Origin of the sequence: Streptomyces ambofaciens ATCC 23877, assembly GCF_001267885.1 — a bacterium.
GTDB classification, from domain to species: Bacteria; Actinomycetota; Actinomycetes; order Streptomycetales; family Streptomycetaceae; genus Streptomyces; species Streptomyces ambofaciens.
The window spans coordinates 5,983,532-6,009,301 of the sequence record NZ_CP012382.1 but is presented as its reverse complement, the minus strand read 5'-3'; the positions used below and the strand labels follow the sequence as shown (position 1 = coordinate 6,009,301).

Here is a 25,770-nt window from a genome sequence, read left to right as displayed (position 1 = left end):
CCTGACCCGTCCGCGCCCGTCCCGCTCCGCCCCGGTCGTCATCTCGGCCGGAATTTCAGTCGGCAGCTCATTGTGTCAGGTTCGCCTTGCCGACATTCTCCGGAGATTCCTAAGCTCTGCCGGTAACCGGGACCGGAACCACCGTGCCGCGCGTTCGGTCCACACACCGCTTTTCGAGGAGTCCGACTGATGGGTGAGGCCGTGACGGGACCGATGGAGCTGAGCAAGGACGCGGACGCCCGGGGGCTGCTTGAGTGGTTCGCGTACAACAGGACGCGTCATCCGGTGTTCTGGGACGAGACCCGACAGGCGTGGCAGGTCTTCGGCTACGACGACTACGTGACGGTGTCGAACAACCCGCAGTTCTTCTCCTCGGACTTCAACATGGTGATGCCGACGCCGCCCGAACTGGAGATGATCATCGGTCCGGGCACGATCGGCGCGCTGGACCCGCCCGCGCACGGACCGATGCGCAAGCTGGTGAGCCAGGCGTTCACCCCCCGACGGATCGCCCGGCTGGAGCCCAGGGTGCGCGCGATCACCGAGGAGCTCCTGGACAAGGTGGGGCAGCAGGACGTCGTCGACGCCGTGGGTGACCTGTCCTACGCGCTGCCGGTCATCGTGATCGCCGAACTGCTGGGCATACCCGCCGGCGACCGTGACCTGTTCCGGGAGTGGGTCGACACCCTGCTGACGAACGAGGGCCTGGAGTACCCGAACCTCCCGGACAACTTCACCGAGACGATCGCGCCCGCGCTCAAGGAGATGACCGACTACCTCCTGAAGCAGATCCACGCCAAGCGGGACGCGCCCGCCGACGACCTGGTCAGCGGGCTGGTCCAGGCGGAGCAGGACGGCCGCCGGCTGACCGACGTCGAGATCGTCAACATCGTCGCGCTGCTCCTGACGGCGGGGCACGTCTCCTCCAGCACCCTGCTCAGCAACCTGTTCCTGGTCCTGGAGGAGAACCCGCAGGCGCTGGAGGACCTGCGGGCCGATCGCTCCCTGGTGCCCGGCGCGATCGAGGAGACGCTGCGCTACCGCAGCCCCTTCAACAACATCTTCCGGTTCGTCAAGGAGGACACCACCGTCCTCGGTCCGCTCATGGAGAAGGGCCAGATGGTGATCGCCTGGAGCCAGTCCGCCAACCGGGACCCCCGGCACTTCCCGGACCCGGACACCTTCGACATCCGCCGCTCGGACGGCACCCGGCACATGGCCTTCGGGCACGGCATCCACCACTGCCTGGGTGCCGCCCTCGCCCGCCTGGAGGGCAAGGTCATGCTCGAACTCCTCCTGGACCGGGTCCAAGGCTTCCGCATCGACCACGAGCACACCGTGTTCTACGAGGCCGACCAGCTCACTCCGAAGTACCTGCCCGTCCGGGTCGACTGGAACTGAACCCGAGGGTCTCGTCCCGGAGTCCAGGGCCGTCCCGAGCCGGCCCTGGACCTCACGACCGCCCGATAAGGAGCGCCGCCATCGCCGAGAACACAGCCGAGCTCCCTGCCCGGCGGGTCGGCAGGATCAAGCCGTGCCGGCTGATCAGGCTCGAGCAGCACATCGACCCGCGCGGCAGCCTCTCCGTGATCGAGTCCGGCGTGACCGTGGACTTCCCCGTCCGACGCGTCTACTACATGCATGGCCAGACCCAGTCCTCTCCCCCGCGCGGCCTGCACGCGCACCGCACCCTGGAACAACTCGTCATCGCCGTCCACGGCGCCTTCTCCATCACCCTCGACGACGGCTTCCAGCACGCCACCTACCGTCTGGACGAACCCGGAGCCGGACTCTGCATCGGCCCCATGGTCTGGCGCGTCCTGAAGGACTTCGACCCCGACACCGTGGCCCTGGTCCTCGCCTCGCAGCACTACGAGGAGTCCGACTACTACCGCGACTACGACACCTTCCTGCATGACGCACGGAGCCTCACATGACCATCCCCTTCCTCGACGCGGGCGCCGGCTACCGGGAGTTGCGAGCCGAGATCGACGCGGCCCTGCAGCGGGTGTCCGCCTCCGGCCGCTATCTGCTCGACGCGGAACTCGCGGCCTTCGAGGAGGAGTTCGCCGCGTACTGCGACAACGACCACTGTGTGGCGGTGGGCAGTGGCTGCGACGCGCTGGAGCTGTCCCTGCGGGCGCTGGACATCGGTCCCGGGGACGAGGTGGTGGTGCCCGCGCACACCTTCATCGGGACCTGGCTGGCCGTGTCCGCTACCGGGGCACGGCCGGTGGCCGTCGACCCGACGCCGGACGGGCTCTCCCTCGACCCGGCGCTGGTGGAGGCGGCGCTCACCCCTCGGACCAGAGCCCTGATGCCGGTGCACCTGCACGGGCACCCGGCCGACCTCGACCCGCTACTGGCGATCGCCGGACGGCACGGCCTGGCCGTGGTCGAGGACGCCGCGCAGGCCCACGGCGCCCGTTACCGGGGCCGCAGGATCGGCTCGGGCCACGTGGTCGCGTTCAGCTTCTACCCCGGCAAGAACCTCGGCGCCATGGGGGACGGCGGCGCGGTGGTCACGGGTGACTCCGGTGTGGCCGAGCGGATCCGGTTGCTGCGCAACTGCGGCTCGCGGGAGAAGTACCGGCACGAGGTGCGCTCGACCCACTCCCGGCTCGACGAGTTCCAGGCGGCCGTGCTGCGGGCCAAACTGCCGCGGCTCGACGCGTGGAACGCCCGCCGGGCCGGCACGGCCGAACGGTACGGGCGGGCCCTGGGTCCGGTACCGCAGATCGCCGTCCCGGTCACCGCTCCCTGGGCCGACCCGGTGTGGCACCTGTACGTGATCCGCTGCGCGGAGCGCGACGAGCTGCGCCGCCGGCTGGAACGAGCCGGGGTCCAGACCCTGATCCACTACCCCGTGCCCCCGCACCGGTCCCCGGCCTACGCCGACGACCCGGCCGGCGCACCGGCGGGGACCCACCCGCTCAGTGAGCGCCTGGCGGCGCAGAGCCTCAGCCTTCCCCTGGGACCGCACCTCGGGGAGGACGAGGCCCGCGCCGTCGTGGCGGCGGTCCGGGCGGCGTCCGCAGGGCTGGCGGCGTACCCGACGCCGGACGGCCAGCGTTTTCCTCTAGTGACGGAGAAACGATGACCGAGGTCATGTCAGGGCGTCCCGGAATGAAAGGGATCATCCTCGCAGGCGGCGGAGGGACCCGCCTACGCCCCTTGACCGGCACGCTGTCCAAGCAACTGCTGCCCGTCTACGACAAGCCGATGATCTACTACCCGCTGTCCGTCCTGATGCTGGGCGGCATCCGCGAGATCCTCGTCGTCTCCTCCACCCAGCACATCGAGCTGTTCCAGCGGCTGCTGGGCGACGGCTCCCGCCTCGGCCTCGACATCACCTACGCCGAACAGGCCGAGCCCGAGGGCATAGCGCAGGCCATCACCATCGGCACCGACCACATCGGCGACTCACCGGTCGCGCTCATCCTGGGCGACAACATCTTCCACGGCCCCGGCTTCTCGGCCGTGCTCCAGGGCAGCATCCGCCACCTCGACGGCTGTGTGCTGTTCGGCTACCCGGTCAGCGACCCGAAGCGCTACGGCGTCGGCGAGATCGACGACCAGGGCGTACTGCTGTCCCTGGAGGAGAAACCGGCCCGGCCCCGCTCCAACCTCGCCGTCACCGGCCTCTACCTCTACGACAACGACGTGGTCGACATCGCCAAGAACATCCGGCCCTCGGCGCGCGGCGAACTCGAGATCACGGACGTCAACAGGACCTACCTGGAGCAGAAACGCGCCCGGCTCATCGAACTGGGCCACGGCTTCGCCTGGCTCGACATGGGCACCCACGACTCCCTCCTCCAGGGCGGCCAGTACGTCCAGCTCATCGAGCAGCGCCAGGGAGTGCGGATCGCCTGCATCGAGGAGATCGCCCTGCGCATGGGCTTCATCGACGCCGACACCCTCCACCGGCTCGGCCGCGAACTGGGCACCTCCGGATACGGCGCGTACCTGATGGAGGTGGCCACCCGTGCAGGCACCGAATGAGACGCCGCGCCGGCCCGCCCGCTCCGCCGGCCGACGGCCGCCGGCCCGGATCCTCGTCACCGGGGGCGCCGGCTTCATCGGCTCGCGCTTCGTGAACGCGCTGCTGGACGGCTCCCTGCCGGAGTTCGGCAAACCCGAGGTGAGGGTGCTCGACGCGCTCACCTACGCGGGCAACCTGGCCAATCTGGCCCCGGTGGGCGACTGTCCCCGGCTGCGGATCTTCCCGGGGGACATCCGCGACCGCGGCGCGGTCACCCAGGCGATGGCGGGGGTCGACCTGGTGGTGCACTTCGCGGCCGAGTCGCACGTGGACCGCTCGATCGACGACGCCGACGCCTTCGTGCGCACCAACGTGCTGGGCACCCAGGTCCTCCTCCAGGAGGCACTGGCCGTACGCCCCGGGCTGTTCGTGCACGTCTCGACGGACGAGGTGTACGGCTCCATCGAGGAGGGGTCCTGGCCCGAGGAGCACCCGCTGAACCCCAACTCGCCCTACGCCGCCTCGAAGGCGTCCTCCGACCTGCTGGCGCTGGCCCACCACCGCACGCACGGACTGCCGGTGTGCGTCACCCGCTGCTCCAACAACTACGGGCCCTACCAGTACCCGGAGAAGATCATCCCGCTGTTCACCAGCAGCCTCCTCGACGGCGGGACCGTCCCGCTCTACGGGGACGGCGGCAACCGGCGCGACTGGCTGCACGTGGACGACCACTGCCGGGGCATCGCCCTGGTGGCCCGGGGCGGCCGGCCCGGCGAGGTCTACAACATCGGCGGCGGCACCGAGCTGAGCAACGTCGAGCTCACGGAGCGTCTGCTGAAACTGTGCGGAGCCGACTGGTCGGCGGTGCGGCGGGTGCCCGACCGCAAGGGCCACGACCGGCGCTACTCCGTCGACTACACCAAGATCGCGGACGAGCTGGGTTACGCGCCGCGGATCACCATCGACGAAGGGCTGGAGCGGACCGTGCACTGGTACCGGGAGAACCGCGCGTGGTGGGCGCCCGCGAAGAGGGGGCGATGACGGTGACGACCGCATCCGTGGACCCGCTCGACCTGTGGCTCCGCCGGTACCAGCCGTCCGCGTCACCCGCCGTCCGGCTGGTGTGCTTCCCGCACGCGGGCGGCTCGGCGAGTTCGTTCCTGCCGTTCACCCGGCAGCTGCCGGACCGGATCGAGGTCGTGGCCGTCCAGTACCCCGGGCGCCAGGACCGCAGGAGCGAACCGCTGGTCGACACCATCGAGGGACTGGCCGAGCCCCTGGCCGGCCTGCTGGAGGCGCAGGCCGGCCCCCCGGTGGTGCTGTTCGGGCACAGCATGGGCGCGCTGGTGGCCTACGAGGTCGCCCGCGCGCTCCAGCGGCGGGGAGCGGCTCCGGTGCGCCTGGTGGTCTCCGGGCGCCGGGCCCCCGCCGTCGACCGGCCGATGACCGTGCACCTCTACGACGACGACCGGCTGGTCGAGGAACTCCGCAAGCTCGACGGCACCGACAGCCAGGTGTTCGCCGATCCGGAGCTGCTCCGGCTGGTGCTGCCCGTGATCCGCAACGACTACCGGGCCGTGGCGGCCTACGCCCACCGCCCGGGGGCGCCGCTGGACTGCCCCCTCACCGTGTTCACCGGCGCCGACGACCCCACCGTGACCGCGGCCGAGGCGGCGGCCTGGCACGAGGCGGCGGCGTCCGACGTCGAGACGCGCACCTTCCCCGGTGGCCACTTCTTCCCGTACCAGCGGACCGCGGAGGTGTGCGGGGCCCTGGTCGACACGCTCGAGCCGCTGCTGTCGGCCGGGACGCGCGGTGTCCGGCGGGTCCGCCCGGGGTGACGTGGGCACGGTCGAGTACGCCGTCCACCGGCGTACCGCGGAACGGGTGAGGGTCTCCGCCGACACCCTGGACAGCCCGGTCACCGCGCTGGCGGAGGTGCCCCGCTGGCTGGAGGAATACCACCGGGCGCACCGCTTCCACGTCGAGCCGATCCCCTTCGACCGGCTCCGGCGGTGGTCCTTCGAGCCGGGCACCGGCGACCTGCGGCACGAGACGGGCCGCTTCTTCTCCGTGGAGGGGCTGCGCACCAGCTCGGACGCCGATCCGGTCGCCCGTGTCCAGCCGATCATCGTGCAGCCCGAGGTGGGGCTGCTCGGCATCCTGGCCCGGGAGTTCGACGGGGTGCTGCACTTCCTGATGCAGGCCAAACCCGAGCCCGGCAACGTCAACGGGCTGCAGATCTCCCCCACGGTGCAGGCCACGCGCAGCAACTTCGACGAGGTGCACCACGGCCGGTCCACCCCGTTCCTCGACCACTTCATCCACCGCCCCGGCCGCCGGGTCCTGATCGACAGCATCCAGTCCGAACAGGGCGACTGGTTCCTGCACAAGCGCAACCGCAACATGGTCGTCGAGATCGACACCGACATCGAGGCCGACGCCGCGTTCCGCTGGCTGACCCTCGGGCAGATCCGCCGGCTGATGCTCCAGGACGACCTCGTCAACATGGACACCCGCAGTGTGCTGGCCTGTCTGCCCACCGCGCACGGCACGCCCGACGACGGTGACGACTCCTTCCCGGCGGCGCTGCGCCGCTCCCTCTACGGGGAGACCGCGCCGTTGCACGATCTGCACGCCATCACCAGCTGCCTCACCGACGTCCGGGCGCTGCGGGTGCTGCGCCAGCAGAGCGTGCCGCTCGACGACGCCCGGCGGGACGGCTGGGAGCGGACCGGGAGCGCGATCCGGCATCGCAGCGGCAGGCATTTCGAGATCATGGCGGTGGAGGTGACCGCGGAGCGCCGTGAAGTGGCCTCGTGGACCCAGCCGTTGCTGCGCCCGTGCTCGCAGGGACTGGCGGCCCTGATCACCCGGCGGATCAACGGGGTGCTGCACGCCCTGGTGGCGGCGCGGTCGGAGGTCGGCACGCTCAACGTCGCCGAGTTCGGACCGACCGTCCAGTGCCGGCCCGACGAGGCGGACGGCCAGTCGCCCCCGTACCTGGACCGGGTGCTGACGGCCGGAGCCGACCGCGTCCGCTACGACGTGGTGCAGTCGGAGGAGGGCGGGCGCTTCTACCACGCGCGCAACCGCTATCTGGTGGTCGAGGCGGGGCCGGAGCTCGACACGGGCTGCCCGCCCGGCTTCTGCTGGGCTACCTTCGGCCAGCTCACCGAACTGCTCGCGCACGGCAACTATCTCAACGTCGAACTCCGCACCCTCATGGCGTGCGCACACGCCTCCTACTGAATGGTCACGAAAGCTGCACCGCGCGGGAGAATCGGCAGCGCGCCACCGGCCGGCCGGCACCCGGAAGGTAAAGCGCCGTTCTCCCGCATCGGCGCCCTGCGGGAAACGGCGGAACGGCCGGCCCGGACCGCGCGCAATTCCCGGCGGGACACGGTGGGAGCCCGCACGAGGAACCGCTTTCCCCGCCTTCGGTGCGCCCGGCCGCGGGACCACCCCCGCCTCCCGGCCGGGCCGCGGAATACGACGGGGGCGGCCGAGGACATTCCTTTCCCGCCTCCGGAAAAGCGCGCCCCGAGGGCCCCCGAATGCCGGGCGGGACGGACGGCGACTGCGCGCGGACGGCGGCCCGGCGTCGAACGCACCTGCCCGAGTCCGGACGAGACAGCGCGACGCGAGAGGCGAAAATGATCAATCTCTTCCAGCCCCAGATGGGGGCCGAGGAACTGGCGGCGGTGTCCGAGGTCTTCGACGACCAATGGCTCGGTCACGGACCCCGGACCGCGGCGTTCGAGTCCGCGTTCGCCGAGCACCTCGGGGTCGGCCCCGAGCACGTCGTCTTCCTCAACTCGGGCACCGCCGGCCTCTTCCTGGCCCTGGAGTCGCTCGGCCTGCGGCCCGGCGACGAGGTCGTGCTCCCCTCGCCCAGCTTCCTCGCCGCGGCGAACGCCGTACAGCTCTCGGGAGCGCGCCCGGTGTTCTGCGACACCGACCCGCGGACGCTGAACCCCGCCCTGGAGCACATCGAGGCGGCCGTCACCCCGCGCACCAGGGCCGTCATCGCGCTCCACTACGGCGGCCACCCCGGCGACATCGTGCGCATCGCCGAGCGCTGCCGGGAGCGGGGCATCACCCTGATCGAGGACGCCGCGTGCTCCGTGGCCTCCCGCGTCGACGGCCGACCGGTCGGCACCTTCGGCGACCTCGCCATGTGGAGCTTCGACGCCATGAAGGTCCTGGTCACCGGCGACGGAGGGATGATCTACGTCAAGGACCCCGGGGCGGCCGCCCGGATCCGGCGCCTCGCCTACCACGGCCTCACGCGGTCCAGCGGCCTGGGATACGCCAGGGTCTCGGCGCGCTGGTGGGAGATGGACGTCCCCGAACCGGGCCGCCGCGTCATCGGGAACGACCTCACCGCGGCCATCGGCGCGGTCCAGTTGCGCCGGCTTCCCGGCTTCGTGGCCCGCCGCAGGGAGATCGTCGCCCTGTACGACAGCGAACTGAGCTCGCTGGAGGGCGTGCTGACACCGCCCGCGCCACCCGCGGGGCACGAGTCCACGCACTACTTCTACTGGATCCAGCTGGCCCCCGGCGTCCGGGACCGGGTGGCACGCGACCTGCTCACCGACGGCATCTACACCACCTTCCGCTACGCACCTCTGCACAAGGTGCCCGCCTACGGCCACACCGGAGGCGAACTGCCCGGCGTGGAGCGGGCGTCCGAACGGACCCTGTGCCTGCCCCTGCACCCCGGCCTGTCGGACGCCGACGTCCGCACCGTCGTGTCCTCCCTGCGCAGAGCCCTGAGCGCCGCGGATCCGGCCCCCGCCTGACGCGCGCACGCGCCACGGCCCCTGTCCCGGCGGTGACCGCCGGCCCGGGCCCGGCGGTGACCGCCGGGACAGGGGCCGTGGCGCGTCCTGCGGACGGTCCGGGCCACCCCGCCGTCCCGTCGGTGCGTCAGCGACGCGTGCCGAGGAAGAAGCCCGGTGAGCCCTCGCCCGTCACGACGTACTCGACGTCCAGGCCGGCCTTGCGGTACGCGGCCTCGTACTCCGCACGCGAGAACAGCGTGAGGTAGTCCACCTCGCTGCGGTGCCGGATGCCCTCCGCGGTGTGCGCGATCAGGTAGTGGATCTCCATCCGGGTCCGCCCGCCCTCCCGGGTCGAGTGGGAGACACGGGCGACGCCCTGGTCGCCCGGTGCCGTCCGCAGGGCGTGGGTGGAGACGTGGCCGTCCAGGAAGGTGTCGGGGAAGTACCACGGTTCGACGGCCAGGACACCGTCCGCGGTCAGGTGCCGCGCCATGGCGGCGACGGCGTCCTCCAGGTCGGCCGTGGTCTCCAGGTACCCGATCGAGCTGAACATGCAGACCACGGCGTCGAACGTCTCGCCGAGGTCGAACGCCCGCATGTCACCGCGGTGGAGGGTGACGCCGGGGAGCCGCTCCTCGGCGCGGGCCGCCATCCACTCGGACAGCTCCAGGCCGCTCACGCGGTCGTAGAGCTTGGCGAAGGCCTCCAGGTGGGTACCGGTGCCGCACGCGATGTCGAGCAGGCTGGCCGCGTCCGGCGTACGTTCCCGGATCAGGTCGGTGACCCGGGCGGCCTCACCCGCGTAGTCCTTGCGGTCCTGGTAGAGCAGGTCGTAGACCTCGGCGGCACTGTCGTTCTCGTACATGGGAATCCTCCGGGCCGTGAAGGGGGAACCGTGGGTCTGTCGAAGAGGAGTGCGCCGTGCGCTCGGGGCGGGGGCGGCCTGCCGCCGGCCCCTCGCGATGATCTCCGTACGGACACCCAACAGTTCACGCCGAGCCGGGGTCAAGGAACGACGGGGTGGTCAGTCAAGTCGGGCGCTCCGCCCCCGGGGCGGGGCGCGCCGGCGACGCGCACGGATTCGGCCAACCGGTTGCTCGTTCCGCCGGAAATCACGGTGTGGCCCCCGGGCCACCGGGTAGCTTATGCCTCGTTCACCGCAGCGGTTGAAGAGGCAGCCTTCAACCCCGGCCCGGCCTTTATGGAATTCATTTCCACCGTGCCGCAACACCCACTGAAGGACGGCCGGATATCGGCCATGAAGCCCCGGCCTTTCAGCCAGGCACCCTCTCTTGTCGAATAGAGTATGTCCTCCGCTGAAGCCGCCGAAGACGGACGAAGGGGACGAACGGTCACCTCGGTCGATCTAGACGGAATCCTTGAAAGCGTAATAGCCTGTCAATGCTTTGGTAAAGCACAGGGATGGGGGTGCCTGCGGGATGAGTGACCTGGGTTCTGGTGAAGAAGGGTCCGAAGAAGACGAGTCGGACGACGCACTCGCCTTCCTCGAGTTCATCGCCCGGTCGGCACCACGGAGCGAATACGACCGGCTCATGGCCCGCGCCGAACGCTCGGGCGCCGACGAGGACCGGATGCGCCGACTGGAGCGCTTCAACCGGCTCGCCCTCACCGCGCAGTCGATGATCGAGTACCGCCGCGACCGGGAGGCGGAGCTCGCGGCCCTGGTCGACGCCGCGCACGAGTTCGTCGCCGCCCGGCGGGGCAAGGACCTGCTGGAGTCCATCGCCCGCAGAGCACGGCTGCTGCTGAAGCTGGACGTCTCCTACGTCGGCCTGCACGAGGAGGACCGGCCCGGCACGGTGGTGCTGAGCGCCGACGGCAACGCGGTCAAGGTCGCCGAGAGCTACCGGCTGCCGGCCGACGGCGGACTGGGCGCCATGGTGCGCACCTGCCGCGCTCCCTTCTGGACCCCGGACTACCTCGGGGACAACAGCTTCACGCACGTCGAGGCCGTCGACGACATCGTCCGCGCCGAAGGCCTGCGCGCGGTCCTGGCCGTCCCGCTGTGCGCCGGGGGCGAACCGATGGGGGTCCTCTACGTCGCCGACCGTCAGGTGCGGCATCTGACCCCCAACGAGGTCACCCTGCTGTGCTCGCTCGCCGATCTGGCCGCGGTGGCGATCGAGCGCAACCGGCTGGTCGAGGAGCTCCACGACACCATCGGGCAACTGCGCCAGGACATCGGCGAGGCCCGCACCGCCCTCGCGCGCACCCGCAGGTCCGCCGACCTCCAGTCGCACCTGGTCACGCAGGTGATGGACAGGCGCGGCGCCGACTCGTTACTCGCGACGGCCGCCGAGGCGCTCGGCGGCGGAGCCGGCCTGTGCAGCCCGCTCGGGCGCCCGCTCGCCGAGTACGGGACCCTGCGCCCCGTCGCCCCCACGGAACTGCGCGCGGCGTGCCGCCGGGCCGCCGAGACCGGCCGGCCCACCTCCGTGGCCCCGGGGGTCTGGACGGTGCCCCTGCTTCCCGGGGGCAACGCCGGCTTCCTGCTGACCGACCTCGGTCCGGACGCGGACCACACCGCCGTCCCCCTGCTCCCGATGGTCGCCCGCACCCTCGCGCTGCACCTGCGCGTCCAGCACGACGACTCCCCCAAGGCGCAGAGCCACCAGGAGTTCTTCGACGACCTGATCGGGGCGCCCCGCTCACCCACGCTCCTCAGGGAACGCGCCCTGATGTTCTCCCTCAGCTTCCGCCGCCCGCACGTGGTGCTGGTGGCGGGCGGACCCCGCGGGACCTCGCCGCGGCTGGAGGCCTCCGGCGCCGACTACGCGAAGGAGCTCGGCGGGCTGTGCAGCGTGCGGGACGGCGCCGTCGTCCTGCTGCTGCCCGGCGACGACCCCGTCGCCGTGGCGCAGACCGCCGCCCCGGAGCTGACCGACCGCGCCGGGCACCCCGTCACCGTGGGGGTCGCGGGCCCCGCCTCGACCGTCGACGGCATCGCCGACGCGCACCGTGAGGCCGCGAAGTGTCTGGAGACCCTCCGCGCGCTCGGCGGCGACGGCGGCACCGCGTGCGCCTCCGACCTGGGTTTCCTCGGCATGCTCCTCGCCGAGGAGAACGACGTCCCCGGTTACATCAGGACGACGATCGGCCCCGTGGTCGACTACGACACCCACCGCTTCACGGATCTGGTTCCCACTCTGAGGGTGTACCTGGAGTCGGGCAGGAGCCCCACGCGTGCCGCAGAGACACTGCGCGTGCACCCGAACACCGTCTCACGGCGGCTGGAGCGCATCGGCGTACTGCTGGGAGAGGACTGGCAGTCACCGGAGCGGGTGCTGGACATACAACTGGCCCTGCGGCTCTATCAGGTGCGCTCGGCGCTCTCCTCGCAACCGGCGTCCGAGACCCGGGCCGTGCTCGGATCGCTGCGCGAGTGACCTCTCCGGCACGGGCGGCGCCCCGCCCGTCGGCGCGGATCGCGCCGACAGGCGGGCGTTGACCACCGGCCACCGGTCCCCCGTACGACGAGGTCCCGGGCCCGCGTGGTTCAGCCGGCGCTGAACTCGGCGATGCGCCCGTCTCCCATGGTCAGCCGGGCGCCGGTGAACCGGGACCGCATCCGACGGTCGTGGGTGACGACCACGACGGCGCCGCGGTAGTCCGCGAGTGCCTGCTCCAACTCCTCCACCAGCACCGGGGTGAGGTGGTTGGTGGGCTCGTCCAGCAGCAGCAGGTCCATCGGGTCGCTCACCAGCCGGGCGATCTCGATCCGGCGGCGCTGCCCGTAGGACAGATCCTTCACGCGTCGCCGCAGGTCGGACGGGCTGAACAGGCCGAGCGACAGCAGTTTCTCCGCGTGGTCCTCCAGGTAGCCCTCCCGGCCCTGGGCGAAGGCCCGCAGCACGGTCAGTCCGGGCGCCCAGGGCGTCTCGTCCTGCCGCAGATGACCGACCCGGCAGCCGACGCGCACCGAGCCGCCGTCCGGCTCCAGTTCCCCGGACAGCACCCGCAACAAGGTGGACTTGCCCGCACCGTTGGGACCTGTGACGAGCAGCCGTTCGCCGGGCCGGATCGTCAGGGAGTCCACGGCGAGCCGACCCGCGACGCGCACGTCGGTGAGTTCGGCCACCGCCTCCTCCGCCTCCGGGCCCGCGGTGTCGATGCGGGCGGCGAAGGACAACGGGTCGGCGGGAGCGTGGACCGGGTTCTCGGTCAGCTGCGCCACGCGTTGCTTCGCGTTGCGGATCCGCACCATCGCGCCGTGGTCGCGCCCTCGCCTGCGGTAGGCGCCGTGGCCGAACACGGAGAGGGACATCTTGCGCGGGATGCCGTCCATCCGCGCCACGTTGGAGGTGATCAGCCCGCGGTTGCGGTCGAGTTCGGCACGCCACTCCTCGTACTCCCGCAGCCGCCGCTCGCGTTCCACGGCCTTGGCCGTCAGGTAGCCCTCGTAGCCGTTGCCGTAGCGGGTGACGCTGCCGGAGTCGACCTCCAGGATCGTGGTGGTGAGCCGGTCGAGGAAGACCCGGTCGTGGGTGACCGCGATCACCGTGCCGCGGTGGCCGGCCAGGTGGTCCTCCAGCCATTCCATCGCCCGGTCGTCGAGGTCGTTGGTCGGTTCGTCCAGGAGCAGCAGCTCCGGCGACGAGGCGAGGGTCGCGGCGAGCGCGAGGCGGGAGCGTTCGCCACCGGAGAGGGTTCCGAGCTTGCGGTCGCGGTCCAGGCTCGGCAGTCCGAGGCCGTGCAGCGCGACCTCCACGCGCACGTCGGCCTCGTAGCCGCCACGCGCCTGGTACTGCTCGACCAGAGCGGCGTAGCGCTGGAGGCCGGCGGACAGCTCGCGCTCGGAGCCGTTCTCGTCGCTCTCGCCCAGCTCCGCCTCGGCCTCGCGCATCGCCGCTTCGAGCTCGCGCAGGTCGGACAGGGCCAGGTCGACGGCGTCCTGGACGGTGGCGTCGAGGGGCAGTTCCAGTGTCTGCGCCAGGTAGCCGACGCCGCCGGGAGCGACCACGGTGAGCGCGCCGTTGTCGGGCTCCACGCGGCCGGCGAGGATCTTGAGCAGCGTGGACTTGCCGGAACCGTTGTCGCCGATCACGCCGACCTTCTCGCCCGGCTTGATGCTGAAACCGACCCGGTCGAGCACGACACAGTCGTGGTAGCGCTTCGTGATGTCGTGTAGGGCGTATTGCGCAATCGACACGCGTAAGTCTCCTGTTTCCACGATGAGGATGAGTGGATGCGTGAGCGCGCTCGCAGAAAGAACGGAAAGCAGAAGGGACGCCACCACTGCGGACATGGCCGGTCAGGGGGTGTCACGAGCACGCTGCTGGATGCGGCAGGCGGAGTCAGCTCAACGCCGGGCATCCTCATCTATCACAGAGATCCCATGCGAAGAACTATAGCCGTGCTACCCGGTGCCGCGCAACGGTATGCGTGTCGCACCGGCCGACGTGATGCAGTCGGACCGGGATGATCGCTTGTCCGGCGGCCGGATGCCTAGCCTCGGGAGCAACCACAGCGGTCTTTCACGAGAGGGGTCGACCATGGGCGATCTCAGGAACCGCATCACCGAGCTGGTCCGCGCGTACCACCGGGAACAGGCGCCCGGGGGCTTCGTTCCCGGGACGACGCACGTACCGGTCTCCGGCGCGGTGCTGAGCGAGGAGGACCGGCTGGCGCTGGTGGAGACGGCGCTGGAGATGCGGATCGCGGCCGGCCCGGCCTCCCGGGGCTTCGAGCGGCAGTTCGCCCGGTACCTCGGGCTCCGGAAGGCGCACCTGACCAACTCCGGTTCCTCCGCCAACCTCCTCGCCCTCGGCGCGCTCACCTCGCCGCAGCTGGAGGAGAGACGGCTGCGTCCGGGGGACGAGGTCGTCACGGTCGCCGCCGGGTTCCCCACGACGGTCAACCCGATCTTCCACAACGGGCTGGTGCCCGTCTTCGTGGACGTCGAGCTCGGCACGTACAACACGACGCCCGAGCGCATCGAGCGGGCCATCGGCCCCCGGACCAGGGCGATCATGATCGCGCACGCCCTGGGCAACCCCTTCGAGGCCGAAGAGGTGGCCCGCCTCGCGGACGAGCGGGAGCTGTTCCTCATCGAGGACAACTGCGACGCGGTGGGGTCCCGCTACCGGGGCAGGCTCACCGGCTCCTTCGGCGACCTGTCGACCGTCAGCTTCTATCCCGCGCACCACATCGCGATGGGTGAGGGGGGCTGCGTGCTCACCGACAACCTGGCCCTGGCGCGGATCGTGGAATCACTGCGCGACTGGGGGCGCGACTGCTGGTGCGAGCCGGGTGAGGACAACCGCTGCCTCAAGCGGTTCGACCAGAAGATGGGTGACCTGCCGCCCGGGTACGACCACAAGTACATCTTCTCGCACGTCGGTTACAACCTGAAGTCGACCGACCTGCAGGCGGCCCTCGGGCTGTCCCAGCTGACCCGGATCGAGGAGTTCACCGAGGCCAGGCGCGCCAACTGGCGGCATCTGCGCGCCGCGTTGGACGGGCTGCCCGGTCTGCTGCTGCCTCATGCCACACCGGGCAGCGATCCGAGCTGGTTCGGGTTCCTCATCACCGTGGACCCGGACGCCGCGTACAGCAGGGCGGCCCTGGTCGACCACCTGGAATCGCGCCGGATCAGCACCCGCCGCCTGTTCGGGGGCAACCTCGTGCGGCACCCCGCCTACACCGACCGTCGGTACCGGGTGTCCGGCTCCCTGGAGAACAGCGACCTGATCACCGACCAGACGTTCTGGATCGGGGTCTTCCCCGGCATCACCCCGGAGATGATCGCCTACGTCGGCGACACGATCCGGGAGTTCGTGCTCAAGCACTCCTGAGGGGCGGCGGTACGCGGGGTGCGCGTGGAGGGGAGGACCGGGGCGGTCCTCCCCTCCGGGGCGTCACGGCCGCGGAAGCGTCCGAAGCTCCGAGGCGAGGTCGGGGTGGACCCGCGCGGTGAGCAGGGTGCCCTCCGGCGTGTGCTCGGTGCTGAGCACCTCGCCCTCGTCGTGCACCCGCGCCACCAGGCTCCCCTCGTCGTAGGGGATCACGACCTCCACCTCCACCTCGGGGTGCGGCAGCAGGCGGTCGATCAGTTCCCGCAGCTCGTCGATGCCCCGACCCGAACGGGCGGACACGACGATCGCGTCCGGCTCCTGCTCCAGCAGACGGGCGAGGACGTCCGGGTCCGCGACATCGGCCTTGTTGACGACCACGACCTCGGTGGACTCGCCGGCGCCCACGTCCCGCAGCACCTCGCGCACCGAGGCCAGCTGCGCGCCGGGGTCCGGGTGCGAACCGTCGACCACGTGCAGCACCAGATGCGCGTCCGCGACCTCTTCGATCGTGGAACGGAACGCCTCCACCAGGTGGTGCGGGAGGTGGCGTACGAAGCCCACGGTGTCGGCGATGGTGTAGGGGCGCCCGCTCGGCGTCGTCGCCCGCCGCACGGTCGTGTCCAGGGTGGCGAACAGGGCGTTCTCCACCAGCACGCCGGCTCCGGTGAGGCGGTTGAGCAGCGATGACTTGCCGGCGTTGGTGTAGCCGGCGAGGGCGACCGACAGCACCTTGTTGCGCCGTCGCTCCTCCCGGTTCACGTCCCGGCCGGTCTTCAGCTGCTCCAGCTCCCGGCGGAGCCTGGCCATCTTGTCGTTGATCCGCCGCCGGTCCGTCTCGATCTTCGTCTCACCGGGACCGCGCGTGGCCATGCCACCGCCGCCACCGCCGCCCATCTGCCGGGACAGCGACTGGCCCCAGCCGCGCAGCCGCGGCAGCATGTACTGCATCTGCGCCAGCGCCACCTGCGCCTTGCCCTCCCGGGACTGGGCGTGCTGCGCGAAGATGTCCAGGATCAGGGCCGTGCGGTCCACGACCTTGACCCCGACGACCTCCTCCAGGTGCATCAGCTGACTGGGGCTCAGTTCCCCGTCGCACACCACGGTGTCGGCGCCGGTCTCCTCGACGATGTCGCGCAGCTGCGACGCCTTGCCCGAGCCGATGTACGTCGCCGGGTCCGGCTTCTGCCGGCGCTGCACGACGCCGTCCAGCACGAGGGCGCCCGCGGTCTCGGCGAGCGCCGCCAGCTCGGCGAGCGAACTGTCGGCCTCCGCGGCCGTTCCCGAGGTCCAGATGCCGACGAGCACCACCCGCTCGAGTCGCAGCTGGCGGTACTCGACCTCGGAGACGTCGGTCAGTTCGGTGGAGAGCCCCGCGACGCGGCGGAGGGAGGCCCGGTCCTCGCGGTCTAACTGATCGCCGTCCCATTCCTCGGCGTCGGCGCCGGCCATCGTGTCGTCCATCAGTGCGTCGGCTCGCTGCGTGCCGGCGAAGTCCTCGGGATGCGTCAAAGTACTTCCAATCTGGGGGGTTCGAGAGCGTTCCGGGGCGGGGCGCGTCCGGCCTGCGGGGCCGGGCGCGGGGCCGGGGGGTCGGGGCCGACGTGTCCGCACCTCGCCGTCGGGGGCCGGTGCCGTGGAGGTCGCTGCCGGAACTCACATGCCGTCCACCCTAGCCATGTCGCCGGGGTGTGCAAGGACGTATCGGCGATCACCTCCCCAGCTGACAGAGTGTGCACCGGGTACTGCGCCCGCGGGCGTGAAGCGGGCGAGTGTGGATGTCATGCGAGTACTCATTATCGGGGGTTCACAGTTCGTGGGCCGGGCCTTCGCCGCCGAGGCACTGGCCGCGGGGCACCGGGTCACCACGTTCAACCGGGGTGTCAGCGGCACCGACCTGCCCGGCGTCGAGGCGGTCAGGGGCGACCGCGAGGTGGCCGGCGACCTGGAGCGGCTGGTGTCCGGAAGGCACTGGGACGCGGTCGTGGACACCTGCGGTTACGTGCCCCGCACGGTGGGGGCCTCGGCCGCGGCGCTGTCCGGGCACGCGGACACCTACCTCTACGTCTCCAGCATCGCCTGCCTGCCCGACTGGGCGCAGGCGGTCCGTCCGGTGGACGACGACTCACCTGCCCACGACTGCCCGCCGGACGCCGGACCGGACCACGCCGACGGTGACTACGGCGTCCTGAAGGCCGGCTGCGAGCGCGCCGTGGACCGGCACTTCGCGGGCCGGACCCTGCACCTGCGGGCCGGTGTCATCCTCGGGCCGCACGACACCATGCGCATGCTCGACGCCTGGCTGTGGCGCATGCGCGTCGCCGAGGGGGAGCACCGCCGGGTGCTCGCCCCGGGCAACCCCGAGGTGGGCATGCGCCTGATCGACGTACGCGATGTCGCCGTCTTCGGCCTCGACTGCCTCGCGGACGGCCGTACCGGCGCCTTCATCGTCAACCCGCCGGAGAAGAACACCACCTTCGGGGAGTTGCTCACGGAGTGCGTCAAGGCCACCGGTTCGGCCGCGGAGCCGGTGTGGGTCGACGAGGGGTTCCTCGCCGAGCACGGCGTGAGTCCGTGGACGGACCTGCCGATGTGGGTGCCCGACACCGCGCGGGACACCCTCGTGTGGGCGGCCGGAGCACCGCGCGCCCGGGCCGCGGGTCTGGCCTGCCGGCCCTTCTCCGACACCGTGCGGGACGCCTGGGAGGTCGTCCGGGACCGGCCCGTCCCGGAACTGCCGCTCGCGGCCGGCTGCGGCCTGTCCCTGAGCCGGGAGAAGGAGCTGCTCGCCGCCTGGGACGCTCGCGGCGGTGCGGCGGCGGGCTGACGCGGCCCCCGAGGAGTGCGACGCCGTTTCCCGCTCGCGGGGAGCGGCGCTCGCGTGTCCGCCCCGCGGCCCGGCGGCGCGTCCTGTGTCCCGGCGCCCGGGGCGCGGCTACACGGTGAAGGTCTCGGCGCGGGCCACGATCTCGTCGACCAGCCCCGCCTGGCGCAGCGCGGCGTACGACTCGGCGGAGACGTCCTCGGCCCGGATCACCGCACGGCGGAAGACCGACAGGATGTTCACGAAGTGCCGGTCCACGGGCAGGACGCGCTCCTCCCGGTGGTCCTGGCGGGACAGCCGCAGTACGGGGTGGTGGCTGTCCGGGGTCGTGAAGACGTGGCTCAGGGCGAGCGAGCCGGTGCTGCCGTGCAGCTCGTACGCCGAGCGGTAGCCGTGTTCCATGCCGAAGGCGAGGTGGGCGGCCACGCCCTGGGGGGCGGCGAGCAGGACGCTGCCGGAGACCACGACGCCCCGGCGGCGGTCACGGCGCAGCACGGCGCCGGTCAGGCGCAGTTCGGGTCCGAGGAAGTGCAGCGCGGCCCGCAGCGGGTAGACGCCGTTGTCGAGCAGTGCGCCGCCGCCGATGTCGGGTCGGTAGCGCATGTCGTCGTCGGCGCGCGGCGGGATGGTGAAGGCGGCGGAGAAGGTGCGCAGCTCTCCGATGGCACCGGCCTCCAACAGGGCTTTGACGGTGGCGTGTTGAGAGTGGTGGAGGAACATGAAGTTCTCCATCAGTACCAGTCCGCGCTCCCGGGCCATGGCGAACAGGCGGGCCGCGTCGGCGTGGTTGGCGGCGGCGGGCTTCTCCACGAGGACGTGTTTGCCCGCCCGCAGCGCCGCCGCGGCCCATTCGGCGTGCAGCATGCTGGGCACCGCGATGTAGACGGCGTCCACGTCGGGGCGTTCCAGCAGGGCCTCGTAGGGCGCGACCGCCTCGCAGTCGAAGTGCCTGCCCAGGGCCTTGGCCCGGTCCGCGTCGCGGCTGCCGACGCAGGTCAGCACGGTGCCGGGGGTGGAGAGCAGGGCGGGCAGGGTGCGACGGCCCGCGATGTCGCCGCAGCCGATCGCTCCGAAGCGCAGCACCGGGGACGCTTCCGGCCGCGGCGGGCCGGGTGCGGCGAACGGTTCAGCAGAAGTACCCAGGGCGGTCATGGATGGTTCCGTCAATCGGTCCGGATGGTCACGGCACAGCGTGGTGAACGGCCGGCGCACACCCACGAGTCGCTTCCGGCAATGGGCGGCCCTGAAGCTACCCGGCGGCCCGACGCGACGGCAAGGCCGATCTGACACAGTGCCGCGCCGAGGGACCGTCGGTGCCCCGCGTACCCGCTGACCTGACACTACGCCGACCAATCTGTGGACGGGGCGGTGGCCGCCCGGGTTAGGTGAGCGCGGCGCCCGCGGTGACCGCGACGCCGGTCCGAAGCGGCCCTCGGGGCACGCCGTTGGAGAGAGGAGACGCGGGTGACGGACGCGATCACGACCGAGCTGGCCGACCGCGAACTGGGGCGCAGACTGCACCGGATACGCGGCGTCCACTGGTATTTCGGCAACCACGGTGACCCGTACGCCCTCATCCTGCGCGGTCAGACCGACGACCCGTCGGTGTACGAGGAGCGGGTCCGCGAGGGCGGGCCGCTGTTCCGCAGCCGTACCGGGACCTGGGTGACCGCGGACCCGGAGGTGGCCGCGGCCGTGCTGGGCGACTCGCGCTTCGGTGCGCTGGACCGCGCCGGACGGCGCCCGGAGGAGTACCTCCAGCCGTCGCCCGCCACGTACCTGGGGCTGGACCGCGCCGCGTACGCGCGTCTGCGGCGGGTGGCCGAGCCCGTGCTGGGCGCGGACGCCGCCGCCGCGTGGCGCCGGCTCGGCGAGGACGTCGGGCGCCGGCTGCTCGCCGGCCGCGGTTCCGGCCTCGACCTGACGGCGGACTTCGCCCGCCGGCTGCCGGCATTGGTCCTGGCCGCGTGGCTCGGGGTGCCGGGCGAACGGTGCGACGAGTGGGAGGAGTCGCTGCGGGCGGCGGGGCCGCTGCTGGACGGTCTGCTGTGTCCGCAGACGCTGGCGGCCACCCGTGCGGCGGACTCGGCCGCCGAGGGGCTGCGCGCGCTGTTGGACGAGGTGGTCGCCGCGCGTCCCGGCGGGTCCGGCGAGGGTGCGGTGGCCCGCATGGTCGGCGCCGGAGCCGCCCCCGACGACGCGGTGGCCGCCGCCGTGTGCCTGGCGCTCTCGGCCGTCGAACCGACGACGACCCTGGTGTGCGAAGCGGTCCGGCTGCTGCTCGACCGACCCGAGTGGTGGCGGCGGTTGTGCGACTCCCCCGCTCTGGCGCCGGCCGCGGTCCGGCACACCCTGCGGCACGCGCCCCCGGTGCGGCTGGAGAGCCGGGTGGCCCACGAGGACGTGACGGTGGCGGATCGTCCGCTGCCCGCCGGGAGCCACGTGGTGGTGCTCGTGGGCGCGGCACGGCGCGCGGGCGCCCCGGCCGCGGAGCCGGCGGACCTGGCGGGCGCACCGGCGGCGGAGCTGCCGGACGACCTGTGGTTCGCGCTGTCCGGGGAGTTCGTCGGCCGTGCCGCCGAGACCGCGCTGGGCGTGCTGGCCGAGGCCGCCCCGGGACTGCGGCGGGACGGCGACATCGTCCGGTGGCGCCGTTCCCCGGTCCTCGGCAGGTACGCGCGGTTCCCCGTCGCGTACTCCTGACGGGCCCGCGGCCGGCGTCCCCTCAGTCCCCCACGACGTTTCATGAAAGGAGTGCCGTGCGCGTCCTGGTGACCTCCATCCCGCACCACACGCACTACTACCACCTGGTACCGCTGATCTGGGCTCTGCGTGCCTCGGGGCACGAGGTGGTGGCGGCCGGCCAGCCGTCGCTGGTCGACGCCATCACCGCCAGCGGCATCCCGGCGTTCGCCCTGGCCGAGGAGGAGTCGCTGGCGCAGATCTTCGAGGAGGTCGAGGGCGATCTCCAGCCGTATCAGCACGGCATCGACGAGTTCGACTTCTTCGGCACCCTGAAGGACGAGCTGGACTGGGAGAAGCTGCTCGCCCAGCAGGTGATCCTGTCCGGCCTGTGGCTGGAACCGCTCAACGGCGCCACGACCCTCGACAGCATCGTCGACTTCGCCCGGGCCTGGAAGCCCGACCTGGTGCTGTGGGAGCCGTTCACCTATGCGGGGCCGGTGGCGGCCCGGGCGTGCGGGGCCGCGCACGCCCGCGTCCTGTGGGGGCCGGACACGATCGGGCTGCTGCGGACGAAGTTCCTTCAGGCCCAGGCGCGTCAGCCCGAGGAGCACCGGGACGACCCGGTCGCGGAGTGGATGACCTGGGCCCTGGCGCGCTACGGGTGCGACTTCCGGGAGGAGGACGTGCTCGGTCAGTGGAGCGTGGACCCGATGGCGGAGGGCGTCAGTCTGGGCCTCGACCTGCCGACCGTCCCGATGCGCTACACCCCGTACAACGGGTCGGCGGTGATCCCCGACTGGCTGACCGAGGAACCGAAACGGCCTCGGGTCTGCCTGACCCTGGGGGTGTCCTCGCGGGAGCACAGTGAGGACGAGGTCCCGGTGCAGAGGTTCATCGAGGCGCTGGCCGATCTCGACATCGAGCTGGTGGCGACCCTGGACGACGCCCAGCGGGACCTGCTGCCGAGGATCCCGGACAACACGCGCATCGTCGACTTCGTGCCCATGGACGCGTTGCTGCCGACGTGCTCGGCGATCATCAACCACAGCGGTTCGGGCACGTGCAACACCGCCGCGCTGCACGGGGTGCCGCAGATCATCCTCGGCGGCATCCTGGACGCCGCCGTACGGCAGCACATGTTCGCGCAGAACTCCGCCGCCCTCACCTTCGCTCCGGAGGAGGTGACCGGCGCGTCGCTGAGGAGCGCGCTGGTGCGCCTGCTCGAGGAGCCGCGGTTCCGCGACGGCGCGCGGCGGCTGAAGGAGCGGATGCGGGCCATGCCCAGCCCGGCCGGGATCGTGCCGACCCTGGAGCGCCTCACGGCCCAGCACCGCCGGGCGTGTTGAACCGGCGCGCGGGCCCGTGCCGGCGGTGACCGCCCGACCCGACTCTCGCGTGTGATCGATCTCGTCGACTCAGCCGTGGACCGGTTCGCCTGTCCGCGCCCGACACTGGAGTGCTGATGCGGGCCCTCTTCACGACCGCGCCGCTCGCGGGCCACCTGCTTCCGCTGGTGCCCATCGCGTGGGCCCTGCGGGCGGCCGGCCACGAGGTACTGGTGGCGACCCGGGAGGACTTCGTGCCGGTCGCCCTGCGGTCGGGGCTGCCGTCCGCCTCGTGCGGGCCGCCCGCCGCGGACCTGGCGGGCGCGGCCGAGGCGGGGGCGCTCGCGCGGCCCCGCGGAGCGGCGGAGGCCCGGGGGGTCCTGAGCGGGGCGCTGGCGCGCGTCGCCCGGGGCAGTCTGGCGGGGGTGCGGCGGCTGGCGGACGCCTGGCGGCCGGATCTGATCGTCAGCGAACGGGCCGAGTTCGCCGGGCCGCTGGTCGCGGCGGCCCTCGGGGTCCCGTGGGTCCGCTACCACTGGTCGGTCTCGTCCCTGGAGGAGTACCGGCGAGCGGCCGAGGCCGAGTTCGCGCCCGAGCTGGCGGCGCTCGGCCTCGACCGGTTCCCGGAGGCGGCGCGCGTGCTCGATCCGTGGCCGGTGTCGCTGCGCCGGCCGGACGCGGTCGCCCACGACGGGGTCCGGCACGTACCGGCCCACGGGGACGCCCCCGTCCCCGACTGGGCGTTCACGCGCGGTCGCGGGCCGCGGATCTGCGTGACGCTCGGCACCATGCTGCCCCGGTACGGCGCCGCCGGGATGGCCGACTTCCTGACGGAGCTGGTGGCGGAGACCCGCGGAGGGGACTGCGAACTGCTCGTGGCGGTCGACGACGACGTCGTCGCGCGGTGGCCGCCGCTGCCCTCCGCGGTGCGGTACGCCGGCCGGCTGCCGCTGGCGGAGGTGCTGCCCGCGTGCGACGCGGTGGTGCACCACGGCGGGCAGGGCACGTCCCTGACCGCGCTGGCCGCGGGTCGGCCGCAGGTCGTCATGGCGCGGCTCGACGACCAGTTCGACAACGCGCGGGCACTGGCGGCGGCGGGGGCGGCCCTGCTCGTACCGCCGTCCCGGGCCACTCCCGCGGCCGTGGCCGCGGGGTGCGCCGAAGTGCTGGAGAACGCCCTGTATGCCAAGGCGGCAGCCGGGCTCGCCGAGGAGATGGCGCTGCTGCCGTCGCCGTCGGCGGCGGTCGGACTCCTGGAACACCCGGGGCCCGGGCCGGACATGCCGCGGAGTTACCCGAACGAGGATGCGGTGTGACGTGAATCTGGAAGTACTCAACCGTTCGAACGATCCGCGCGGGCCGCTGATCACGGTGGTCGGCGCGTCCGGCTTCATCGGGTCCGCCCTGGTCGCCGAGCTGGCGCGCATGCCGGTGCGGCTGCGGGCGGTGGCCCGGCGCGAGACCCCCGTTCCCGCGGGGGCACGGGCCGCCGTCGAGGTCCGCCGGGCGGACCTCGCCCGGCCGGACGAGGTCGGGGCCGCCGTCGAGGGGGCGGACGCCGTCGTGCACCTCGCCGCCCACATCGGCGGCGCGCGGTCGTGGCGCGCGGCCGACGAGCGGTCGCTGCGGGTGAACGTCGGTCTGCTGCGCGACGTGGCCGACGCGTTCCGGGACCGCTCGGGGCCCGCCCCGGCCGTGGTCCTGGCCAGTACCCTCCAGGCCGGCGTCGAGCTGTCCCGGCAGGGCCCGTACGCCCGGCAGAAGTCGGCGGCCGAGGAGGTCCTGCTGCGGGCCGCCTCCGAGGAGGTGGTCCGCGGCGTCGTGCTGCGGCTGCCGACCGTCTACGGGCGCAGCCCGCTGACCGGGTGGACGGGCCGCGGGGTGGTCGCGTCGGTGGCACGGCAGGCCGTCTCGGGCGAGCCGGTCACGATGTGGCACGACGGCACGGTCGGGCGCGATCTGCTCCACGTGGAGGACGCGGCCCGCGCCTTCGCGGCGGCGCTCGGTCACGTGGAGCGGCTGGACGGCGGCACGTGGTCCGTCGGTACGGGCCGGCTGGAGCCCTTGGGAGAGGTGTTCTCGGCCCTCGCCGGGCTGGTGGCCGAGCGGACGGGGAGGCCCCCCGTACCGGTGGTCTCCACGGAGCCGCCCGACCATGCCGAGGCGGGCGACTTCGAGAGCGCGGTCTGTGACCCCTCCGCGTTCCGCGCGGTGACCGGGTGGTCTCCCCTCGTTCCGTTGCGGGCGGGGCTCGGCGCCGTGGTGGAGACGATGGTGGCCGACGGAGCGAGGGGTGGGATCCGAACGTGAGCACGGACCGGGAGCAGGCCGCGCACACGCGGCTCGGTCGCAGCGCGACCCTGGTGAGCCGGCTCTGGCTGGGCACCGTGAACTTCAGCGGCCGGGTCGAGGACGGTGACGCGATGCAGCTGATGGAGGCGGCGGTCGACCGCGGCATCAACTGCATCGACACCGCGGACATCTACGGCTGGCGGATCCACAAGGGCCACACCGAGGAACTGGTGGGCCGGTGGCTGGCCAAGAGCGCCGCGCGGCGGGAGGACGTCCTGCTGGCCACCAAGGTCGGCGGGGACATGAGCGAACGGCTCAACGACGGCGGCCTGTCGGCGCGGCACATCGTCACGGCCTGCGAGCAGTCGCTGCGGCGCCTGGGCGTGGACCACATCGACCTGTACCAGATGCACCGCGTCGACCACGCCGCGCCGTGGGACGAGATCTGGCAGGCGATGGACCGTCTGGTGGCGAGCGGCAAGGTGACCTACGTGGGGTCGTCGAACTTCGCCGGCTGGAACGTCGCCGCCGCGCAGGACGCGGCCCGGCGGCGCCAGTCCCTCGGTCTGGTGTCCGAGCAGTGCCTGTACAACCTGGCGGTGCGCCACGCCGAGCTGGAACTGCTGCCGGCCGCCCAGGCGTACGGACTGGGCGTGTTCGCCTGGTCGCCGCTGCACGGCGGGCTGCTCAGCGGGGTGCTGCGCAAGCTCGCGGCGGGCGTCGCGGTGAAGTCGGCACAGGGGCGGGCCCAGCTGCTGCTGCCCGAGCTGCGCGCGACGATCGAGGCGTACGAGGGGTTCTGCGGCCGGATCGGCGCGGATCCGGCCGAGGTCGGTCTGGCCTGGGTGCTGTCCCGGCCGGGGATCAGCGGCGCGGTGATCGGTCCGCGCACGGTGGACCAGCTGGACTCGGCGCTGCGGTCCCTGGACCTGGTCCTCGGGGAGGCCGAACTGGCCGAGCTGGACGCCATCTTCCCGCCCCTGGGCAAGGGCGGCCGGGCGCCGGACGCGTGGATCAGCTGAAGGGGGTGCATCGGCCGACGTCACGCCGGCCGATGCCG

The 25,770-nt window shown here is 72.4% G+C and carries 20 protein-coding genes; 16 read left to right on the top strand and 4 right to left on the bottom strand.

The features are described from left to right. The first annotated feature begins 189 nt into the window (after positions 1 to 189). The 8 genes from SAM23877_RS26730 (at position 190) to SAM23877_RS26695 (ending at position 8,790) form a co-directional block, all read left to right on the top strand. Positions 190 to 1,401 (top strand): cytochrome P450, encoded by a 1,212-nt coding sequence (locus SAM23877_RS26730; RefSeq protein ID WP_053138501.1) that lies wholly within the window; start codon positions 190 to 192, stop codon positions 1,399 to 1,401. Then, on the top strand, positions 1,392 to 1,937 hold the full coding sequence (locus SAM23877_RS41815; RefSeq protein WP_256359409.1) for a sugar 3,4-ketoisomerase: 546 nt from the start codon (positions 1,392 to 1,394) through the stop codon (positions 1,935 to 1,937). The genes SAM23877_RS26730 and SAM23877_RS41815 overlap by 10 nt, the downstream gene beginning before the upstream one ends. Next, positions 1,934 to 3,100 carry a DegT/DnrJ/EryC1/StrS family aminotransferase gene (locus SAM23877_RS26720; protein ID WP_053138498.1) on the top strand — a complete coding sequence of 389 codons (1,167 nt, stop codon included), beginning with the start codon at positions 1,934 to 1,936 and terminating at the stop codon, positions 3,098 to 3,100. The genes SAM23877_RS41815 and SAM23877_RS26720 overlap by 4 nt, the downstream gene beginning before the upstream one ends. Before the next feature lie 26 nt (positions 3,101 to 3,126). Beyond that, on the top strand, positions 3,127 to 4,005 hold the full coding sequence (gene rfbA / locus SAM23877_RS26715; protein ID WP_053138495.1) for a glucose-1-phosphate thymidylyltransferase RfbA: 879 nt from the start codon (positions 3,127 to 3,129) through the stop codon (positions 4,003 to 4,005). A gap of 49 nt (positions 4,006 to 4,054) precedes the next feature. Further along, a complete protein-coding gene (rfbB, locus tag SAM23877_RS26710) occupies positions 4,055 to 5,026 on the top strand; it encodes a dTDP-glucose 4,6-dehydratase (RefSeq protein WP_053142895.1) in 972 nt (323 codons plus the stop codon). After that, positions 5,023 to 5,826, top strand: coding sequence for a thioesterase II family protein (locus SAM23877_RS26705; RefSeq protein ID WP_053142893.1), 804 nt, complete (start codon positions 5,023 to 5,025; stop codon positions 5,824 to 5,826). The genes rfbB and SAM23877_RS26705 overlap by 4 nt, the downstream gene beginning before the upstream one ends. Position 5,827: 1 nt before the next feature. Further along, positions 5,828 to 7,237, top strand: coding sequence for an NDP-hexose 2,3-dehydratase family protein (locus SAM23877_RS26700; RefSeq protein ID WP_053142891.1), 1,410 nt, complete (start codon positions 5,828 to 5,830; stop codon positions 7,235 to 7,237). A 404-nt stretch (positions 7,238 to 7,641) separates the two neighbouring features. After that, positions 7,642 to 8,790, top strand: a complete 1,149-nt coding sequence (locus tag SAM23877_RS26695) for a DegT/DnrJ/EryC1/StrS family aminotransferase (protein ID WP_053138492.1) — start codon at positions 7,642 to 7,644, stop codon at positions 8,788 to 8,790. 127 nt (positions 8,791 to 8,917) lie between these two features. Here SAM23877_RS26695 and SAM23877_RS26690 read toward each other — a convergent pair whose 3' ends face one another. Further along, entirely contained in the window at positions 8,918 to 9,637 is a 720-nt protein-coding gene (locus SAM23877_RS26690) for a class I SAM-dependent DNA methyltransferase (protein ID WP_053138489.1), read from the bottom strand. 574 nt (positions 9,638 to 10,211) lie between these two features. Here SAM23877_RS26690 and SAM23877_RS26685 point away from each other — a divergent pair. Then, a complete protein-coding gene (locus SAM23877_RS26685; RefSeq protein WP_053138480.1) occupies positions 10,212 to 12,179 on the top strand; it encodes a helix-turn-helix domain-containing protein in 1,968 nt (655 codons plus the stop codon). A gap of 110 nt (positions 12,180 to 12,289) precedes the next feature. On the opposite strand, the gene SAM23877_RS26680 is transcribed toward SAM23877_RS26685, so the two are convergent. Continuing rightward, the gene (locus tag SAM23877_RS26680) at positions 12,290 to 13,942 is read right to left on the bottom strand and encodes an ABC-F type ribosomal protection protein Srm(B) (protein ID WP_053138477.1); all 1,653 of its coding nucleotides are present in this window, start codon (positions 13,940 to 13,942) and stop codon (positions 12,290 to 12,292) included. A gap of 343 nt (positions 13,943 to 14,285) precedes the next feature. Between SAM23877_RS26680 and rfbH the strand changes: the two genes are divergently transcribed. Continuing rightward, positions 14,286 to 15,587 (top strand): lipopolysaccharide biosynthesis protein RfbH, encoded by a 1,302-nt coding sequence (rfbH, locus tag SAM23877_RS26675; RefSeq protein ID WP_053138458.1) that lies wholly within the window; start codon positions 14,286 to 14,288, stop codon positions 15,585 to 15,587. 63 nt (positions 15,588 to 15,650) lie between these two features. Here rfbH and hflX read toward each other — a convergent pair whose 3' ends face one another. Continuing rightward, entirely contained in the window at positions 15,651 to 17,048 is a 1,398-nt protein-coding gene (gene hflX, locus SAM23877_RS26670) for a GTPase HflX (RefSeq protein ID WP_079030798.1), read from the bottom strand. Positions 17,049 to 17,367: 319 nt separating this feature from the next. Between hflX and SAM23877_RS26665 the strand changes: the two genes are divergently transcribed. Continuing rightward, positions 17,368 to 18,411: an NAD-dependent epimerase/dehydratase family protein gene (locus tag SAM23877_RS26665; RefSeq protein ID WP_053138455.1), complete on the top strand. Its 1,044-nt coding sequence runs from the start codon at positions 17,368 to 17,370 to the stop codon at positions 18,409 to 18,411. A 108-nt stretch (positions 18,412 to 18,519) separates the two neighbouring features. On the opposite strand, the gene SAM23877_RS26660 is transcribed toward SAM23877_RS26665, so the two are convergent. Next, positions 18,520 to 19,560 (bottom strand): Gfo/Idh/MocA family protein, encoded by a 1,041-nt coding sequence (locus SAM23877_RS26660; RefSeq protein ID WP_079030446.1) that lies wholly within the window; start codon positions 19,558 to 19,560, stop codon positions 18,520 to 18,522. A gap of 312 nt (positions 19,561 to 19,872) precedes the next feature. Between SAM23877_RS26660 and SAM23877_RS26655 the strand changes: the two genes are divergently transcribed. From SAM23877_RS26655 to SAM23877_RS26635, 5 genes are all read left to right on the top strand, one after another. After that, positions 19,873 to 21,111: a cytochrome P450 family protein gene (locus SAM23877_RS26655; protein WP_053138450.1), complete on the top strand. Its 1,239-nt coding sequence runs from the start codon at positions 19,873 to 19,875 to the stop codon at positions 21,109 to 21,111. Positions 21,112 to 21,167: 56 nt separating this feature from the next. Next, positions 21,168 to 22,439 carry an activator-dependent family glycosyltransferase gene (locus SAM23877_RS26650; RefSeq protein ID WP_053138447.1) on the top strand — a complete coding sequence of 424 codons (1,272 nt, stop codon included), beginning with the start codon at positions 21,168 to 21,170 and terminating at the stop codon, positions 22,437 to 22,439. Between the two features lie 116 nt (positions 22,440 to 22,555). Next, entirely contained in the window at positions 22,556 to 23,734 is a 1,179-nt protein-coding gene (locus SAM23877_RS26645; protein WP_053138443.1) for a nucleotide disphospho-sugar-binding domain-containing protein, read from the top strand. Position 23,735: 1 nt separating this feature from the next. Then, positions 23,736 to 24,728, top strand: coding sequence for an NAD-dependent epimerase/dehydratase family protein (locus SAM23877_RS26640; protein ID WP_235614616.1), 993 nt, complete (start codon positions 23,736 to 23,738; stop codon positions 24,726 to 24,728). Next, positions 24,725 to 25,732 (top strand): aldo/keto reductase, encoded by a 1,008-nt coding sequence (locus SAM23877_RS26635; protein WP_053138436.1) that lies wholly within the window; start codon positions 24,725 to 24,727, stop codon positions 25,730 to 25,732. The genes SAM23877_RS26640 and SAM23877_RS26635 overlap by 4 nt, the downstream gene beginning before the upstream one ends. Positions 25,733 to 25,770: the final 38 nt, after the last annotated feature.